This is a genomic window from Tamlana crocina (assembly GCF_012037625.1).
In genome coordinates, this window is the sequence record NZ_JAAVJS010000003.1 from 91,099 (window position 1) to 110,450 (window position 19,352).

Annotated in this window: 15 protein-coding genes; all 15 read left to right on the forward strand. The window is 35.5% G+C overall.

Going from position 1 to position 19,352, the window contains the following annotated elements; all coding sequences use genetic code 11:
• Window positions 1–18 precede the first annotated feature (18 nt).
• On the forward strand, window positions 19–1,206 hold the full coding sequence (locus HC176_RS02795) for a DUF5000 domain-containing lipoprotein (RefSeq protein ID WP_167916671.1): 1,188 nt from the start codon (window positions 19–21) through the stop codon (window positions 1,204–1,206).
• Between the two features lie 28 nt (window positions 1,207–1,234).
• Window positions 1,235–2,281: a DUF4998 domain-containing protein gene (locus tag HC176_RS02800; RefSeq protein WP_167916672.1), complete on the forward strand. Its 1,047-nt coding sequence runs from the start codon at window positions 1,235–1,237 to the stop codon at window positions 2,279–2,281.
• A 191-nt stretch (window positions 2,282–2,472) separates the two neighbouring features.
• Window positions 2,473–3,447: a type I phosphomannose isomerase catalytic subunit gene (locus tag HC176_RS02805; RefSeq protein WP_167916673.1), complete on the forward strand. Its 975-nt coding sequence runs from the start codon at window positions 2,473–2,475 to the stop codon at window positions 3,445–3,447.
• Between the two features lie 10 nt (window positions 3,448–3,457).
• Entirely contained in the window at window positions 3,458–5,791 is a 2,334-nt protein-coding gene (locus tag HC176_RS02810) for a GH92 family glycosyl hydrolase (RefSeq protein ID WP_167916674.1), read from the forward strand.
• A 25-nt stretch (window positions 5,792–5,816) separates the two neighbouring features.
• Window positions 5,817–7,703, forward strand: coding sequence for a GxGYxYP domain-containing protein (locus tag HC176_RS02815; protein WP_209309643.1), 1,887 nt, complete (start codon window positions 5,817–5,819; stop codon window positions 7,701–7,703).
• 25 nt (window positions 7,704–7,728) lie between these two features.
• Window positions 7,729–8,763, forward strand: a complete 1,035-nt coding sequence (locus HC176_RS02820; protein ID WP_167916676.1) for a LacI family DNA-binding transcriptional regulator — start codon at window positions 7,729–7,731, stop codon at window positions 8,761–8,763.
• Between the two features lie 64 nt (window positions 8,764–8,827).
• A complete protein-coding gene (locus HC176_RS02825; RefSeq protein WP_167916677.1) occupies window positions 8,828–11,683 on the forward strand; it encodes a glycoside hydrolase family 38 N-terminal domain-containing protein in 2,856 nt (951 codons plus the stop codon).
• A 17-nt stretch (window positions 11,684–11,700) separates the two neighbouring features.
• Entirely contained in the window at window positions 11,701–12,405 is a 705-nt protein-coding gene (locus tag HC176_RS02830) for an RraA family protein (protein WP_167916678.1), read from the forward strand.
• Between the two features lie 36 nt (window positions 12,406–12,441).
• Window positions 12,442–13,893 (forward strand): sugar porter family MFS transporter, encoded by a 1,452-nt coding sequence (locus HC176_RS02835; RefSeq protein WP_167916679.1) that lies wholly within the window; start codon window positions 12,442–12,444, stop codon window positions 13,891–13,893.
• Window positions 13,894–13,899: 6 nt separating this feature from the next.
• The gene (locus HC176_RS02840) at window positions 13,900–14,331 is read left to right on the forward strand and encodes a cupin domain-containing protein (RefSeq protein WP_167916680.1); all 432 of its coding nucleotides are present in this window, start codon (window positions 13,900–13,902) and stop codon (window positions 14,329–14,331) included.
• A gap of 6 nt (window positions 14,332–14,337) precedes the next feature.
• A complete protein-coding gene (locus tag HC176_RS02845) occupies window positions 14,338–15,141 on the forward strand; it encodes an SDR family NAD(P)-dependent oxidoreductase (RefSeq protein WP_167916681.1) in 804 nt (267 codons plus the stop codon).
• Entirely contained in the window at window positions 15,142–16,230 is a 1,089-nt protein-coding gene (locus tag HC176_RS02850) for a lactonase family protein (RefSeq protein WP_167916682.1), read from the forward strand.
• A 15-nt stretch (window positions 16,231–16,245) separates the two neighbouring features.
• Complete coding sequence (locus HC176_RS02855) at window positions 16,246–17,385, forward strand: extracellular solute-binding protein (protein WP_167916683.1); 1,140 nt, start codon at window positions 16,246–16,248, stop codon at window positions 17,383–17,385.
• Between the two features lie 2 nt (window positions 17,386–17,387).
• The gene (locus HC176_RS02860) at window positions 17,388–18,158 is read left to right on the forward strand and encodes an enoyl-CoA hydratase/isomerase family protein (protein ID WP_167916684.1); all 771 of its coding nucleotides are present in this window, start codon (window positions 17,388–17,390) and stop codon (window positions 18,156–18,158) included.
• Window positions 18,159–18,161: 3 nt separating this feature from the next.
• On the forward strand, window positions 18,162–19,349 hold the full coding sequence (locus HC176_RS02865; RefSeq protein ID WP_280818669.1) for a CaiB/BaiF CoA transferase family protein: 1,188 nt from the start codon (window positions 18,162–18,164) through the stop codon (window positions 19,347–19,349).
• The last annotated feature ends 3 nt before the right edge of the window (window positions 19,350–19,352 follow it).

The window sequence follows — 19,352 nt, forward strand, 5'->3', positions numbered from 1 at the left end:
GATATAAAACTTGATACAATGGAAAAATATAAAATTTATCTAGTACCAATAGCTGCTCTTGCTATGTTTGTACTAGGATGTACAACAGATTTGTTGCAACCAACAGAAAATGATGGCACGCCACCGGGGCCTGTTTCTGAAGTCCAGATTGAAAACTTATCGGGAAGTGTTAAACTAAGTTATACACTTCCAAACGATCCAGATGTGTTTTACGCCAAGGCCGTTTACACAACAGAAAGAAATGTTGTTAGAGAGGTTAAAGCCTCATACTACACAAATGAAATGACATTAACTGGATTCGGAAAAAATAAACCTTATGAGGTGAGTATTTATGCTGTAGATCGGGGTGAAAATGCTTCAAAGCCAATAACCGTAACAGTAAACCCCGAAAAAGCTCCGTACCAAAATGTTGGTGAAAGTTTAAATATTGGACCAGATTTTGGCGGCCTTTTTGTTGATTTTGAAAACCCAACTGAAGATAACCTTGCCATAGTTGTTTTAGCTAATGATTCCTTAGGTAACTTTATACCTTATAATACATACTACACTCAAAAAATTGAAGGTAGATTTTCAACTAGAGGATTCGAATCAGAAGAAGCCGATTTTGGAGTTTATGTACGCGACCGTTGGGGGAATATTTCAGATACCACGATAGTTCGGTTGACTCCATATTTTGAAACGGAAATTGATAAAAGTGAAATTACTGCTTTAACATTGCCTAATGATGCTATTTTGGGTTACGGTGGTAATATACCAGCTCTGTTCAACGATGATATTACAGAAGGAGGCGGATTTTATTCTAGTGGAGACCAAGCAAGGATGCCCCAATGGTTTTCTTTTGATCTAGGAAAAAAAGTGAAATTAAGTAGGTTGGCTTGGTGGATGAGGGCTGATGGTACGCGTTGGCTATATAGTTTACATAATCCGAGAAACATCGAAATTTATGGATCTAATGATCCCGCTCCTGATGGTAGTTGGGAGTCTTGGGATTTGATAATTGAATATGAACAAATAAAACCATCAGGTTTACCTAATGGACAATTATCTAACGATGATCTTGCTGCAGCTGAAGCAGGGGAAACAATTGTGTTTCCTCTAGATACAAAGGGGTATAGGTATATTAGATTTAAAACATTACGTAATTGGTCAAACGGAACGTATGTTAATTTTAATGAGATATCCCTGTGGGGACAACCAATAGACTAACTATTCGTTCACTAAAAATATTAAAAAAATGAAAACTGTAAAACATATAAGCATTATATGCTTAATTCTAGGGTTAGTGGTTTTAGCTTCCTGCACGCCCATAGATGAATTTAAGAAGTATAAAGAAGGTGGAGATATAGTATATCCTGCAAAGGTAGATTCTGTAATAGTTTACTCTGGTAAAAATAGAATAGAGCTGGCAATGGTATTAGGTAGCGATCCTACGGTTAATAAAATTAAGGCTTTCTGGAAAAACAGACAAGATTCTACTGAAGTTACATTTTCTAGAACTACTGCAAATGATACTATAGATGTGTTGATAGAAAATTTGCAAGAAGGCGTATATAACTTTCAGATTTATACATTTGATACGTCTGGGAACCAATCTGTTGTTAAGAATGTTTCAGGAACCGTTTTCGGTGATACGTTTCAAAACTCTATTTTTAATAGACAAATTGAGTCTGCCACTTGCGGTATTATAAATTGGGTGCCTCCTGTGTCATCAATGATTGGAGTAGAAGTCAATTATATAAATGATTTAGATGAAGAACAGACAGTTATGGTTACCAACGAAGACCAATCAACAACTTTAGAGGGGATAAAAGAAGGAACACCATTTAAGTTCAGAACCCTTCATGTTCCAGACGCTAAGTCAATTGATACGTTTTATACCGCATTTAAAACGGAAACCATAAAAACTATTGAATTAAATACAGGTGAATACGAAGTGATTTCTGAACATAATACACCCCATGGGTGGATGCCTAATAAAGGCCATAAGCGAGAGGTTACTAAAATTAGTGAGTATCAATATTCATATATATTATCAACCGATGCCGGAAATGCTGTTCCAATGATTATTCATGTAGACCCCGTAACATTAAAGACTTCTGTAGATTTACAAGAAATAGGAAATTTTGGAGCACCGTGGTACATGACCGCAGAGAGTATTGAAAGTGACGATAACTTTATTTCTTACTGCGATGGTATTATTAGTGTAAGGCTACATATTGATAACCTTGATAGAAGTAATCTTTGGGGAGATTTTACCGTAGCTGTAAAATTACAGGATTAGCGTATTTAATCTCAATATTTAAGTTTAAAGCTTCTTAATGTTTGAAATTTAACAACCTGTGTTTTGTTGATAGATGACATAAAGAAGCTTTTTACATTAAAATGCATAGAAATTCTAGGTCAATAGAGTAAAAATTATGTTGATTTGGCACAACTAAATAACATTATAAAAATAATATTACACATAAAACAATGACATTATACCCATTAAAATTCACCCCACTTTATAAATACAGAATATGGGGTGGCGAAAAATTAAAAACCGTATTAAATAAAGATTATTCAGAAGAAAATATAGGAGAGTCTTGGGAGATTTCAGGTGTTGAAAATGATGAGACTTTAGTAGCTCAAGGCACATTAAAAAATAAAACACTAAAAGAATTAATAGCAGATTATAAACAAGATTTAGTAGGGGAAGTAGTGTATCAAAAATTTGGAAACACTTTTCCTCTACTAATTAAATTTATAGATGCTAAAACACCATTGTCCATTCAAGTACACCCCAGTAATGAGGTGGCTAAAAAACGCCATAATTCTTTTGGTAAAAACGAAATGTGGTACGTTATGCAGGCCGATGATAATGCAGAGTTAATTGTTGGTTTTGAAAAACAAATAACACAAAGTGAATATAAAAAACACCTAGACAATAATACCATTTTAGATGTAATGCACCATGAAACTGTAAAAGCAGGTGATACGTTTTATATTCCAACAGGGCGTGTGCATGCCATAGGTGCAGGTGTTTTATTGGCTGAAATACAACAAACCTCTGATGTAACTTACAGGATTTACGATTACGATAGAGTTGATGCCAAAACCGGTAGTAAACGCGAACTGCACAATGAACTGGCTATAGATGTTATAGATTACCAAGTACATAACAGCTATAAAACAAATTATAGTTTAGAAGAAAACACATCAAACACCTTAGTGCATTCTCCATATTTTAAAACTAATATAATAGATTTAAATCAAGAGGTAAAAAAAGATTATTCTGCAATAGACTCATTTTTAATTTATATCTGTGTAGAGGGCGAGGTTATTGTTATCAGTAATGGCGAAAATTATCAGTTAAAACAGGGAGAAACATTATTAATTCCTGCAAGTTTAAATCAACTACAGTTAAAAGCTACAAAAGCTAAACTTTTAGAGGTTTATTATCAATAAAACATTATTTATGAAGAAGTTATTTTATTTAATATTATCATTATTCATTGTCTCCTGTGTTAACACAAAAGACGGACATGGAGAAACCAACACAACAATAAAAGAAGAAAGTTTAGTAGATTTTGTAAACCCCTTAATGGGAACAGATTCTTCTTTTGAATTATCAAACGGAAACACATATCCTGCCATAGCAACTCCTTGGGGCATGAATTTCTGGACCCCCATGACCTCTAAAATGGGAGATGGATGGACGTATAAATATGATGACCATAAAATTAGAGGAATAAAACAAACACACCAACCAAGTCCTTGGATAAATGATTATGCAGCATTTTCATTAATGGCAGTAACAGGGGATTTAAAGTTTAAAGAAGACGAGCGCGCATCGTGGTTTTCACATAAAGCCGAAACGGTAAAACCACATCATTATAAGACCTATTTGGCAGATTACGATGTTACCGCAGAAGTAACACCAACCGAACGTGCTGCACATTTTAAATTTACCTTTCCCGAAAATCAGTCCTATATTCTATTAGATGCATTTTTTAAAGGTTCTATGGTGAAAATACTACCAAAAGAACGTAAAATAATCGGGTATTGTAGAAACAATAGTGGTGGTGTTCCAGATAATTTCCATAACTATTTTGTAGCCGAATTTGATAAAGATTTTGAATTAACCCATACATGGAGCGATAATTGGAAATTAGCAGAAAACAGTACCGAAAATGAGGGTGAACACGTTGGAGCAATAATAGGTTTTAAAACCAAAAAAGGCGAAGAAGTACACGTAAAAGTAGCCTCTTCTTTTATAAGTCCAGAGCAAGCACAACTTAACCTAAATAGAGAAATAGGAGGTGATAATTTTAAAACCACTTTAACAAAGGCAAAAGCTTCATGGGAGAAAGAATTAGGAAGAATAGTGGTTGAAGATGATAATATTGATAATTTAAGAACCTTTTATTCTTGCCTGTACCGTGTCCTATTATTTCCAAGACAATTTCACGAAATAGATAAAAACAATGCCATTGTACATTATAGCCCGTACAACGGAGAAGTTTTACCAGGATACATGTTTACCGATAATGGCTTTTGGGATACGTTTAGAGCCGTATTTCCATTTTTCAATATGATGTACCCGGAGTTAAATTCAAAAATTATGGAAGGATTAGCCAACACGTATAAAGAATCGGGGTGGTTGCCAGAGTGGGCTAGCCCGGGTCATAGAGATTGTATGGTGGGGTCTAACTCAGCCCCCATTATAGCCGATGCTTTTTTAAAGGGCGTTCACATAAAAGACCAAGAGATTCTATTTGATGCCATGTTAAAAAATGCAACTACTTCTAAAGGAAGGCCGCTTTCAAAAGGAGGGAATACCCTAAAATCGGTTGGGAGAGAAGGTGTAGAATATTACAATAAATTAGGTTATGTGCCTTATAATGTCGGTATCAACGAAAATGCTGCAAGAACATTAGAGTACGCCTATGCCGACTTTACCATTGCACAAATGGCTGATAAATTAGGAAAGAAAGATGTTGCAGAGCGTTTCTATAAGCAATCTTTAAACTATAAAAATCTATTCGACCCTGAAACCAAATGGATGCGCGGTAAAAATGAAGATGGTACATTTCAAAGCCCTTTCAATCCGCTTAAATGGGGCGATGCATTTACAGAAGGCAATAGCATTCACTATACATGGTCTGTTTTTCACGATGTAAATGGACTAATGGAATTAATGGGCGGTAAAAATGCTTTTGAAAACAAATTGGATGAAGTGTTTGAAATGCCTCCAGTTTTTGACCATTCATACTACGGCTTTACCATACACGAAATTCGTGAAATGCAAATCATGAACATGGGTAATTACGCGCATGGTAATCAACCTATTCAGCACATGATATATTTATACAATTACGCCAATGCATCTTATAAAGCGCAAGAAAAAATAAGAAAAGTATTAACTAAGTTATATGCGCCAACACCAGATGGGTATTGTGGCGATGAAGATAACGGTCAAACTTCCGCTTGGTATGTATTTAGTTCGTTAGGATTTTATCCTGTAACACCGGGAGCAGACCAATATGTTATTGGTAGCCCATTATTCAAAAAGGCAACCATTCATTTAGAGAATGGAAACACTTTCGAAATTTCAGCACCACAAAACACTAAGGAAAATGTGTATATCCAATCTGCAACTTTAAATGCTAAGGATTACAATAAATCGTATTTAGATTATAATGATGTGATGGCCGGCGGAACCTTAAAATTTGAAATGAGCGCCACTCCTAATAAAAATTGGGCAAGTACCGAAGATGCCGTTCCTTATTCATTAAGCCTTAAGAACTAAAAAGTTGATGATTAAAATCTTAAAAGTGAAAACAATAGTAACAGCATTGGTTTTAGCGTTTTTAACCAATGCATGCATCAACAACTCAAAAAAAGAGCGCGATAGTGCAGAGGCCAATAAAGCTTATACTAACGAGTACGATTCTTTTAAAGACTTAGGGCAATATTGGCATCTAGGAATGCAAGTAAAGCCAAAAAAATACTGGAGTATTGCAGGTTTAATACCCAAACTTCATAAAAATGAATTGGGCCATACAGAATTAACAAAAGGTATGCAATACCATTTGTTATGCCAATCTATTTCTGGTTTGGTAAACAGGGCTGTAGACCAAGGGAAAAGTGATGTTGGCATATGGTTACATGACCATAGCGAAAAAGAAGCTTATAAGGTAGCCAAACAGGGACTGGTAAAAATGGGTGTTCAAGAACACGCTCAAACAACAGCCATAGAACTTGTTAGCGAAACATATGCTGATGTTGATGGTGTAAAAGTGCAAGTGAAAGATTTATTTAATGGTTATGTGTTAACAGATATTGAAAATAACCCAGAAAGTAATACGGTAGCCACAGTGGCTTCGCATGTGTATAATGCTATTATTGTTGATGTTAGAGATAAAGACTATTTTGATTCATTAGGTTATAAAATGATGTATGATGCGTCGAAAAAAAACACTCAAGATGCATGGAACGAGTTCAAAGATAAATGTAATAATAATGCTTTGGTAGTTATGCCGCTTCAAACTGGAGAACAAAGAGAGTTTGCTATTAAAAACAATTTGTTTGTAATTAATTTAAACAAAAAATATAACGATGCCTCTGCAGGACAAAACACGGCTTTGTTTGATGAGGTATTGCAGTGGTTAAAACCTGGTTCACCCATATACGGATGGGAACATGGCGTAGGCGAAGATTTGTTTGTCAATAAGGTGTCAGAAACAGGGAATATCATGGTTCCTGCAGACTGGATGTACAATTTAAACTTAACATCTTTACTCTACAAAAGTCGTCAAAGTGGGTTAGCTAAAGTATTAGATCCAAAAGCTATAGATTTTACAGAGAAAGGAAAAAAATACGTATCCTATCATTTATCTGATGGCGACAACGTGCAATGGATGATGAATGGATTTGCAAATGAATACTATTTTAACCATCCCGCAGCTGATACTATGAAAATTGCTTTTGGCCTTCCTGTAGATAATTTATCAATGATGGCTCCAGATGTTATGGAGTTACTGTTCGATAAGCAAGGCGAAAATACTTCAATAGTACAAACCTTTGGAGGCGGATATAACTATGCCGACCTTTTTGGAATAAAAGGAAACAGAGCAGGAAGTTTAAAGCAAATTGCTAGCGCTACAGCTGCACATATGCGCCAACACCGCATAAAAATTTTGTCGTTAATGGCAAAAGATGTAGGTTCAGAAGAAGCCAAAGAAGCATATCGTGCCTATATAAAAGCCAATAATCAATTAGAAGGTATATTGGCGGTACAGTATTCACCATATGCTGGTGGTAAAGGCACCATTTATTGGGAAACCAATAGTGATGGGTATGATATTCCAATAATAACGGTAAAATATTCCTTGTGGAATTTTGGTGATAAAAATAATGAACGTGAAGGTACACCAACCTACATAGCGAATAAGTTAAATTCAGAATCTGATAGTAACCCTTTTAGCGTTATATCCATTCATGCATGGAGTAGATTTTCAGACACAGGTAATTCAAAAGACGAAGTAGCTGAAAACGTTTTGGGGCCAATAATAGGCCCAGGAATAGCAAAATTAAACGCTAGTAAATTAAGTGAAAACTTTAAAGTAGTAAATGTAGAGGAATTGATTTGGAGGGTAAGAATGCATTACAAACCTAATCAAACAAAAAAAAGATTAGAACTATTCAAAAATAATCATTAGTTTAGCTGACTAAATCGGTTTAGTTTTGCTTAAAAATAAGAAATACTCGTTAAAAGATATAGCAAATGATTTAAATATATCAAAAACAACGGTGTCGTTTGTACTTAATAACAAAGGAGATGAAAATAAAATTAGTGCCAATACCCAAAAAAGAATTAAAGAATACGCCAAGAAAAACGGATATGTTCCAAACCAATTAGCTAGAGGATTAAGTAGGGGAAAGAGCGAAACCATTGGTTTAATTATACCAAATATTTCAGATACGTTTTATTCTAAAGTGGCGGGTGTGATAGAAAAAGAAGCCCAAGAACAAGGATATACAGTGCTTTTTAGTAGTTCTTATGAAGATCCTAAAAAAGAAGGTAAATTGATACATTCTATGTTAAATAGGCAAGTAGATGGATTAATTATAGCGTCTACTCAGCAAAATCAAAAAGAAATTGATTTTTTGAAAAAAGAGAAATTTCCTTTTGTTTTGTTTGATAGATATTATCCAGATAAAGATACAGATTACGTTGTGGTGGATAATTATTTAGGAACAAAAAAAATAACAAAACACCTGCTAGGGCTAGGACGAAAAAAAATAGGACTAATTACCTTAAAACCAGGATTAGAGCCTATTGCGCAAAGATTGCAAGGTTATAAAGACGCTTTAATAGATTTTGATATAAAACCTGAGGAGTCACATATTGTAGAAATTGAGCGAGAATCGTATTTTAAGGAAATAGAAAATGCTATAATAAACCTGGTATCAGGTGAAAAAACAATGGATGCTATTGTGTTTTCTACACATTATTTAGCCTCTCAAGGTTTAAGAGTACTTAAAAAGTTAAGCATAAGTGTACCAAAAGATGTCGCTATTGTAAGTTTTGATGAATTAAGTGCTTTTGATATTGTAGACCCTCCTATAACATCTGTAATTCAACCTACAAATGAAATTGGAAGCACCGCTGTAAACATATTATTAAATAAGATGAATGGGGCTATTCATGGAAAAACAGAAACCAAAGTGTTAGAGACAAAACTTGAAATTAGAGCGTCTTGTGGTCAAGTATTATGACTTACAATACTTTTTTAATTAAAAACTAAACCGATTTAGTAAATAAGAATAAAATAAATTAATTATGAAAAAACACTCAATTTTAATCCTACTGTTCGTTTTTAGTTTTGCTTTTGGGCAAAAAACGATTAACATTAAATATGTAGAACCTTATGAGTATAAGGAAGTCACTGGAAATTTACTGGCAAAAGCTAGTTTAGATATTGAGGATGCTCAATTATTTAAAAAAGTGCTTTTTGATAGTGGAGAAACTATAACAATAAAACAAGAGGAGGGTAAAGCATGGCTTTGGCTACCCGTTTTTGGAACACCAGAAAACATAACCTTTGTTGGTGCTTCTAGAAAGCATTCTACAAAACAATTGTTTACCCCATTGGTTACAACAGACTGGGGATATTTTAATGAAGGTACATTTCATATTATATCATCCTCTCATCAAGACATTGCATGGATGGATACGCCAGCATACTGTAGACATGAACGTATACACGACATTATAGCTCCTGCTTTGGATATAATGGATACAGATAAAGCATTTCATTTTGGGATGGAGCAAACACTAAATCTTAAAGAATTTATAGAAGAATTTCCTGAAAGAAAAGGAGAAGTTATGCTGCGTTCTAACGAAGGCAGATTTACTTGGGGGGCAACATACAATCAACCTTATGAAGGGATGCAAACCGATGAACAATTGATTCGTGAAATGTATTTTGGAAGACGCTGGCTTAAAAAGAATTTTGAAGGTAACGATGTGGTAACTGCCTTTAACACTGATGTTCCAGGAAGAACATTACAGTTCCCTCAAATACTAGCCAAATCTGGCGTAGAAAACCTGTTTGTTTCTAGAATGAAAGAAGGTTATTACAATTGGTATTCTCCAGACGGTTCTAAAATACCAACATACAGTCCTGGAAACTATGGTTGGGCGGTTATGTTTTATAAGCTTTTTGAGCAAGACGCTATAGAAGCCATGCATAAATTGCAGTCGAGAGTAAAAATGTGGGGAGATTATTATAAAGAAAGAAATTTGCCTCCTCATTTTGCAATATTAATTAGTAACGATGCAGCTGGACCTGCAAATTATGGACATATAGTAACAGAATGGAATAATATTATAAAGCAAACAGGTGTGAAAATGCCAAAACTAAAGCATTCTTCTGTAACGGCATTAATGAACGAAATTAAGACACCAGATGCTATTTTTGAAAAAATTTCTGGAGAAAGACCAAATTTATGGTCTTACATTCACGGTCCTGGGCACGAAAAAGCTATTACGGCTTCAAGAAAAGCAGGACGCTTATTGCCTTCAGCAGAAATTTTTGCTTCCATAGATGCTATTTTAAAAGAATCATTTGATAGTTATCCAACAGAGGCACTGTCTAATGCTTTTGAAGAGTCTATTTATCCAGATCATGGATGGGGAGGAAAAAATGGACATATAACCGATAGTATTTTTCGCGCTAAACTAGAATTTGCCGCTTCGGAAGCCGATAGATTAATTGGAAAATCTCTTCAATCCATATCTAAAAACGTAAAAACTAAACGCAACAATGCCGTTATTGTTTATAACGACCTGTCTTGGGAAAGAACAGCTACAGCTACTTTAGAGATAAAAGACAATTCAAATTATTATGTGGTTGATGCTAACGGAACAGTTGTGCCTTCTCAAATAAGTAACAGAGATGGTAAAAGAATATTAGAGTTTGTAGCTCCAAATACGCCTTCTTTAGGTTATACTACATTTTATTTAAAACAAGGAAAAAAATCCGTTAAGGTTAAAAAATCAGTAACACCAAATGCCCTAAGTAATGAGTTTTACACATTGCGCTTAGGAGATGGAGGTTTAACGTATTTATTTGATAATAAATTAAATAAAGAAGTTGTAAAATCAACAAGGTTTTCTGGAGGCGATATTATTACTATGAAATATGATGGTAATGGAGCAGGTGAGTTTACACAAATGACAGAACCTAAAATGGATGGCTTTAATAAAACAAGTATGCATACAGCAAACTGGGAGATTATTAGTGATGGTAGTGTGTATACAGAATACAGCAACAAAGTTAAATTTAAACATGCAGACATTGTACAGTATATAAAAGTGCATCATCATATTAAGAAAATTGATGTTTCTGTAGATATTTTAAATTGGGATGGTACTCACAATCGTGAGTTTAGATTTATGTTGCCTTTAGATATGGAAGATTCTACTATCAAATATGAAGTGCCATTAGCCATTGCTGAAGTAGGAAAATCTGAAATGAAACAAGCACCACGTGGATGGGCTTGGGGTGGAACCTATGACCAAAAACCTGTTGAAATCCATCCAAGAGAAGTCATGAATTTTATTTCTTCAGAAAAAGAAGGATTTCAAGTTACCTTGGCTACTGATGTAGCATTGGCAGATTGGATAGACCCAACTAGAGAATCTGTAGAATATACAGTACTTCAAGGTATTCTTATGGCTTCGCATAAAAGCTGTCATGGAGAAGGAAACTGGTATCACCAAACAGGAGATCACCATTTTAAATTTTCAATAACGTCTCACGAAGCTAATGACAATACATCTTATCAATTTGGGAATGGTTCAAATCACCCGTTACAAGTAGTACGAAAAGAGAAGAAAAACTATACAGGTACTTTGTCTACCACTCATAGCTTTTTTAATGTCTCAGATCCTATGGTGCGTGTGAGCACAATTAAAAAAGCGGAAGATGATAATGCTATTGTTTTAAGATTAGTGGAGCTTAATGGAAAAGCTAGTCAACCAACAATTACGCTACCTAAAGCAGCTTCAAAAGTCATAAAAACTAACTTAATTGAAGAAGAAACAGAAACATTAGGGGTAAAAGGTGAGAACATAAAAATTGATATAGGTAATAACGCTATTGAAACTTATAAAATTCTAATAAACAATTAATTATTTTAATATACGATATGGATACCACTAATAAAATATGGCAAAATGACAAGGAACTTTACGCCATAGCAAAGTCTGAATTATTTGTTGCCTTAGTAGGCGACATACTTGACACCCTTGGATATCAACATCAATTTTTACCTCCAAATATTAAACCTCTAAATGATGATTTTGTTTTAATAGGCAGAGCCATGCCCGTTTTAGAGGCCGATGTATTTGAAGAAAGTTCTAAAAGCACTAATAACCCCATGATGAAAAAACCTTTTGGGATTATGTTTGAGGCTTTAGACGATTTAAAGGAAGACGAAGTTTATATCTGCTCGGGCTCATCTCCAAGATATGCGCTTTGGGGTGGGTTAATGAGTACAAGAGCTATGAAGTTAAAAGCATCAGGAGCTGTTCTTCATGGCTATTCCAGAGATACAAATGAGGTATTAGGACTTAATTTTCCAACCTTTTCTTATGGAGGTTATGCACAAGACCAAGGCCCAAGAGGAAAGGTTATTGATTATAGAGTGCCAATAGAAATTGAAGGGACTCGTATTAATCCTGGCGATATTATTTATGGCGATAGAGACGGCGTGGTTATAGTCCCAAAAGAAGTAGAGGAGAAAGTTTTTATGGGGGCTATAGAAAAGGCAAGGGGCGAACAATTGGTAAAGAAAGCTTTAGAAGAAGGCATGAGTACTGTTGATGCTTATAACAAATTTGGAATTATGTAGTAGAAAAACCAAACAAACACTAACTAACTATAAATTATGAAAAGCAGCACATCATTTTACGTTTACGGCATCAGCTTTGTGTCCACCATTGGGGGCTTTCTTTTTGGGTACGATACCGCCATTATTTCGGGATGTAACACATTTCTAGAAAGTCAATATAACCTGTCATCAAGTATGTTGGGGTGGGTGGTGTCTTCAGCGCTTTTAGGCACCATTTTAGGGTGTGTGATTTCGGGAAGTATTACGGACAAGTTTGGTAGAAAAAAAGCCTTAATAGTGGCAGCAGCATGTTTGTTGCTTTCTGCGTTTGGTTCTATGTTACCGCCTCAATTTTTGGGCGATTTAAACAATGCCTACTGGATGTCGGCATCATCTAACAACTCATTTGTATTTTTAGTTGTGGTAAGAATCATAGGCGGTATAGGCGTAGGTATCACGTCAGTTGTAGCGCCCATATACATTTCAGAATTAACATTACCCGAAAAGCGAGGAAAAATGGTGTCGCTATATCAGCTTTCAATAACACTAGGTATTCTGTTAGCCTTTTTAGTGGACTGGATGGTGCTAAATGCGGCAGGAGATGCGGCAGGAGTTGTAGCGAAAGAAAACGGAGGGTTTTGGAACTGGTTATTTGTAGAAGAGATTTGGCGTGGTATGTTTGGCACAGAAATCCCCATAGCATTATTGTTCTTGGTGCTGTTGTTTCTAGTGCCAGAGAGTCCAAGATGGTTAGCGGTAAATGGTAAGGAAAACAAAGCCTACGCCATTATGGTTAAAACTATGGGGGAGTTCATGGCGAAATCTCAAATGGATGAGATACAATCTGTAGTAAAAACGGAGTCCCAAGGCTTTAAGGATTTACTGAAACCTTATTTAAGGCGACCATTTTTAATAGGTATTCTATTGCCAATGTTTTCACATTTAAGCGGAATTGCAGCCATCATGTATTTTGCGCCAAATATTTTAAATGAATCTATAAAAAGTGTTGAAAGTTCCTTTTTGGGAGCGGTTTTAGTAGGACTAGTAAATTCCATTTTTACATTCGTGGCGATTATGAATATTGAGCGTTACGGAAGAAGAAAACTCCTTTTAATAGGCGTAGTAGGTGCGGCCATATCATTATTTGGTGTAGCTACCTTATTTGCCCTAGGTTCCAGTTGGGTTATCATTCCTTTATTAATGTACGTAGCATGTTTTGCCTTTTCCTATGGTCCTATTGTTTGGGTTATTATTAGTGAAATATTCCCAACCAAAATTAGAGGTTTAGCGGTAAGTATTGGTAGCTTATCATTAATGGTTACTGGTTTTTTTATCACACTAACTAACCCAGTTTTTATTGAAAACATAAAACCATCAGGTACTTTCTTTTTATACGGCGCATTAACGCTCCCAGCCATTTGGTTTATATGGAAGTTTGTGCCAGAAACAAAAGGCAAAACATTAGAAGAGATAGAAATGTCTTGGAAACAAGATAAAACAAAAGACTAAAATAATATGAGTACAACAGTTATAGAACAGTACAAAGTAGAAGCTAATGGGTACCATCCGTTTTTAATACGAGAAGGCTGGCAAGTGGCACAATTAAACTATATGCCAGAGCAACATATAGATAATATAAAAAAATTAGATGTTCATTTTTTAACCGATGAGGTATTTATTCTATTAAAAGGGGAAGCCGTATTAATTGGGGCTGAAATTGAAGGCGATAGTGTAACCTTTGAAGCAGAACTACTAAAACCCAACATCACATATAATATTCCAGCCAATGTGTGGCATAATATAGCTATGAAAGAAGGAAGCGAGATTATTATAGTAGAAAAATCAAACACACATATAGCAGACTTTGAGTTTTTTCAATTAAATGATGCTCAAATAGTTGAATTAAAACAGAAGGTAATAGCTTGTTTTAATAACCAAAAAGATTAAAAGTCAATGATACAAATTAACTTAAAAGGCAAAAAAGCCCTAGTAACAGGAGGAAGTCAAGGTATCGGCGCAGGAATTTGTAAAGCATTGGCGGAGTGTGGTGCTGATGTATTTATCAATTATTACAGTAATAAAGATAAAGCGCAGGAGGTAGCAGATGAGATAACATCAAAGTATAATGTTACGGTAAGCATAGGAAAAGCCAATGTGGCAAAAGCTTCCGAAGTTAAGGATATGTTCAGTCAAATGGATACCGAAATTGGCACTATTGATATTCTTGTAAATAATGCTGGTAGCGAAAGCGTACAACATGTTTTGGATTTAGAAGAAGACGAATGGGATAGGGTAATGGGCATCAATTTAAAAGGCCCTTTTTTATGTGCTAAAGAAGCAGGAAAACGTATGGAAAACAATGGAGGCGGTGTTATTATAAATATTTCCTCAATTCATGATACGGTTCCCAGAAAGGGATTGATTCACTATTGTTCTGCAAAAGCAGGATTAAAGATGTTTACAAAATGTCTGTCTTTAGAGTTGGCAGAAGATAACATTAGAGTGGTATCTGTAGCGCCAGGAGCTATTGAAACGAATATGAACCGAGAGGAAATTAACAAATTTGGTAGAGAGAAGTTTCATAATTGGATACCATCTGGGCGAATAGGAAATGTTACCGAAGTTGCCAGTACCGTGGCATTTTTAGCAAGTGATATGGCAGAGTATATCAACGGGGCAGATTTGTACATCGATGGTGCTTACATGAACCACACTATACAATACGACCCACGTCCTCCAAGAAAAACGAATGAGTAGATGAAATTAATTTTAATAACAATTGCATTACAAAGTATGGGTGTTTTTTATACAGGAAGCTACACGGGGCAAGGTACCCCGGCAGAAAATCCAGAAGGAAAAGGTATCGAGTGTTTTGAATTTAATTTAGAAACAGGAGAAATTACCCAAAAAAGCTATACAAAACAGCGAAATCCGAGCTACTTGGTAATTTCTAAAGATAAAAAATACCTTTATGCAGTTGAGGAAACCCAAGAAAATCTCAAGCCAAAGGTACATGCCTATAAGATTGAAAATAATGGAGGCTTAAGCCTTATAAATTCCCAACCTATCAATGGCGATTACGCATGTCATCTAGCTATTATTGAAAACAAATTGGTACTGGCAAGTTACGTGTCAGGAAATATTTTATCCTATCCCATAAAGGCAGATGGTAGTCTTAATCTATATTCGCAAGACATCCAGCACGAAGGTGTTGGCCCTAATAAAGAACGGCAAGAAGCGGCACATGCCCACATGATATACCCTTTTGCCGACAATCAGATGTATGCGGTAGATTTAACTTTAGATACTGCAAAGGCCTACCAATGGCAAGATAAAGAACAAAAATGGCAGAGCAATCCAGTTTTAGATATATCAATTGAGCCAGGAAGTGGTGCACGACACATGGTTATGGATAGCAACCAAGAGTTTGCCTATGTACTGGGAGAATTAACAGGAGAGATTTTTGTTGTCGATGTAAAGAAAATTGATAGTAAGAGCATTCAAAAGATAAGTTTTGTTCCTGAAAATCATGATGGAGCAATTGGTGGTGCGGCCATACGAATGCATCCCAACGGAAAGTTCTTATACGCATCCAATCGCGGTTCTGAAACCATTGCTATTTTTAAAATTGATGCTCAATCCAAACAGTTATCCCTTGTAGGGCATCAATCCACCTATGGCAAAACCCCACGAGACTTTAATATCCATCCCGAAGGCAAATGGCTTATAGCTGCCAATCAGGACAGCAATACCCTAGTGGTGTTTGAAATAAATACCAACGACGGTACACTACAAAGAAAATCAACATTTAAAGTAAATACACCAGTAAATATTTGCTGGTTATAATTTAATTAAGTTATAATGATTGAATTAAAAGGCATAGCATGGGACCATCCAAGAGGGTATGAACCACTCATAGCTACATCAAAGACATTTCAAGAAAATAATCCAAATGTCAATATCACTTGGAAAGTGCGTTCCCTAAAGGAATTTGGAGACACGCCTATTGAAGATTTAATTGAAAATTTCGATATCATAACCATAGACCATCCCTACATGGGGCAAGCCCATAAAAATGGTTTATTACTTCCGTTAGAAGATTATTTAAAAACCGAGGAATTAAGCGCCTTGAAACAACAGGCTTTAGGCAAATGCTTTGATATCTATAATTACGAAAAGCACGTCTATGCTACACCCATTGATGCGGCTGCTTTAGTGGCATCATATAGAAAAGATATTATAGATAGTTTAGGACTGGGTTTACCTAAAAACCAGGAGGAGCTAAAAGCATTTTATAAAAAGTTACCTTCCGGGTTTTCAGTGGCTTGGGCATTATGTCCAACAGATATTTGGTGTACATTTTTAACGTTATGCGCCCAAAATTTTGGTTCTGGATTTATTGATAATAATGAAATTAGTTCCAAAGTTGGTATTTCTGTTTTAGATGATATAAAATTTTATGTAGAGCAAAGTCATCCCCAATCCTTAAACTGGAACCCCATTCAGATATTGGATAATATGGGGAATGAAGAAAGTATAATTTATTCGCCTTATCTATTTGGGTATACCAATTATTCGCGCAAAGGTTACACCAAAAATCTAGTACATTTTACAAATAGCCCTATAGGATTACAAAAAGATATATCAACGATTATGGGAGGTGTAGGACTAGCCGTATCTGCTTTAACCAAACATCCTGAAATAGCTTCAAAGTATGTTAATTATGCAGCTAGTGCAGAGGTTCAAGAAGGGGTGTTTACCAAAAATGGCGGACAACCAGCAAGTAGAACTGCTTGGGAGAGCCAAACGAACAATACGTTGTGTCACAACTTTTTTAATGATACAGAATGGACTATTGAAAACGCTTATATACGTCCGCAACATCCGGGTTGGAATGCATTTCAAGAACAGGGTGCCGATATTATTCACGATGGTATATTAAAAGATACGAGTTCAGAGGCAATAATGAATACGTTAAACGACTGTTACAAATCCGTTTAGTTATGAAAGTATTTAAAACGATAACCATTGAAACTACAGATGCCATTGCCGTATTAAAATTTAATCGGCCAGCACAATTAAATGCCATGAATCGGGAGATGATGGATGAAATAATTGAAGGTATCCATTGGATTAACGCCCAATCTGACTATCATGTTGCAGTAATTACTGGGGCAGGAAGAGCGTTTATGGCAGGAGCTGATATTAAAGAATATGGCAATCAAACGGCAGAAGAATTTGATACGTTTCAGGAAAAAGGAATGCAATTATATGATGCTATCGAAAACGCATCAAAACCTTGGGTTGCAGCTGTAAATGGTTTTGCCTTAGGAGGTGGTTTTGAAATTGCATTGTCTTGCGATTTGATAGTTGCTTCGGAAGACGCAAAAATGGGACTGCCAGAAGTATTTCTAAGTTTAATACCTGGCGGCGGTGGTACGCAAAGATTAATTCAGAAAATAGGAGTTAACCGCGTTAAAGAAATGTTGTTTTTAGGAGGGCAGTACCATGCTAAAACCTTAAAAGATTGGGGGGTTGTAAATGCTGTATTTCCAAATGATAACTTTCTGTATGAAGCTATGGATTATGCAGGTAAATTATCCAGAAGACCTCAACAATCTATTGCAGAATTAAAGCGTTTGGTAAATTTAAGTATGACAGCTACCCCTTTTGAAGAACGCATAAATAACGAAGCGCAGACGGTTAAGAAATTGTATTTACAAGAGGAAGCACAAGCGGCTATTCAAAAATTTATAAAAAAATCTGACCAATAAATTATGGAGCAACACGGACCACTAAAAGGTTTAATAGTAGCCGATTTTTCACAATTGGCACAAGGCCCTTGGGCTACCCAAATGTTGGGTGATATGGGGGCAGAAATTATTAAAATAGAACCACCTAAAGGAGATTGGATGCGGCACTATGCTTATGGCAATATGTATCCAGAAGGTGAGAGTGTCTCATTTGTTAGCTTCAATAGAAATAAAAGAAGTATTGCATTAAACTTAAAAGATGCTATTGATAAGAAAATAGCAATTGATATTATTAAAAAGGCTGATGTTTTAGTAGAAAATTTTCGTCCTGGAGTCATGGAAAGGCTTGGTTTAGGTTATCAAGATATGCGAAAATTAAACAAGGGTTTAGTGTATTGTTCAAGCTCAGGATATGGAGCTTCGGGGCCTTATTTACATAGACCCGGTCAAGATTTGTTAGCGCAGTCTATAAGTGGAAGTGCTGCTTTAAATGGTTTTAAAGGGCAAATCCCAATAGTAACAGCCGTTGGACAAGCAGATTTGTTAACAAGCCTATTTATCAATCAGTCTGTTTTAGCAGCTATTTACTCTAGAGAAAAAACAGGAAAAGGACAAAAAATTGAAGCTAACCTGCTCAATTCAGTTGTTGGTTTCCATATACAGGAAATTACTGCTTTTTTACACCGAGGAAGTAACCCAGAGAGAAGTGAAAGCGGTATTCCAAACCCATGGATTGGGGCGCCTTATGGTATATATCGTACTAAAGATAGCTATATCTCAATAGGGATGTGTTCTGTGCAGAAAATAGCGCAAACTATTGGTCTTGAAAAATATAATTCTGAAGCGTTTAATTCTAATAACATTATTGAAAATCGTGATGTTATCAAGTTAGATATTGAAGCGGTTTTAAAGACTAAAACAACTAAGGTTTGGTTGGAAGAGCTTTTAGAACGAGACATTTGGTGTTCGCAAGTCAATAGTTTTAAAGAAATGGTAGAAGACCCACAGATAAAACATAATAACATGATTTTGGAGTACGAACACCCAAAGGTGGGCACTATAAAAACTACAGGCTTTCCTGTGAAGTTTAGTGAAACACCACAAAAAATTGAAAAACCGGCACCTTTACTCAACCAACATGCCGAAGAGATATTAAAACAATACTGTGGATATTCCGATATGGATGTCCAATCATTTTTAAACAAAACATAAAAA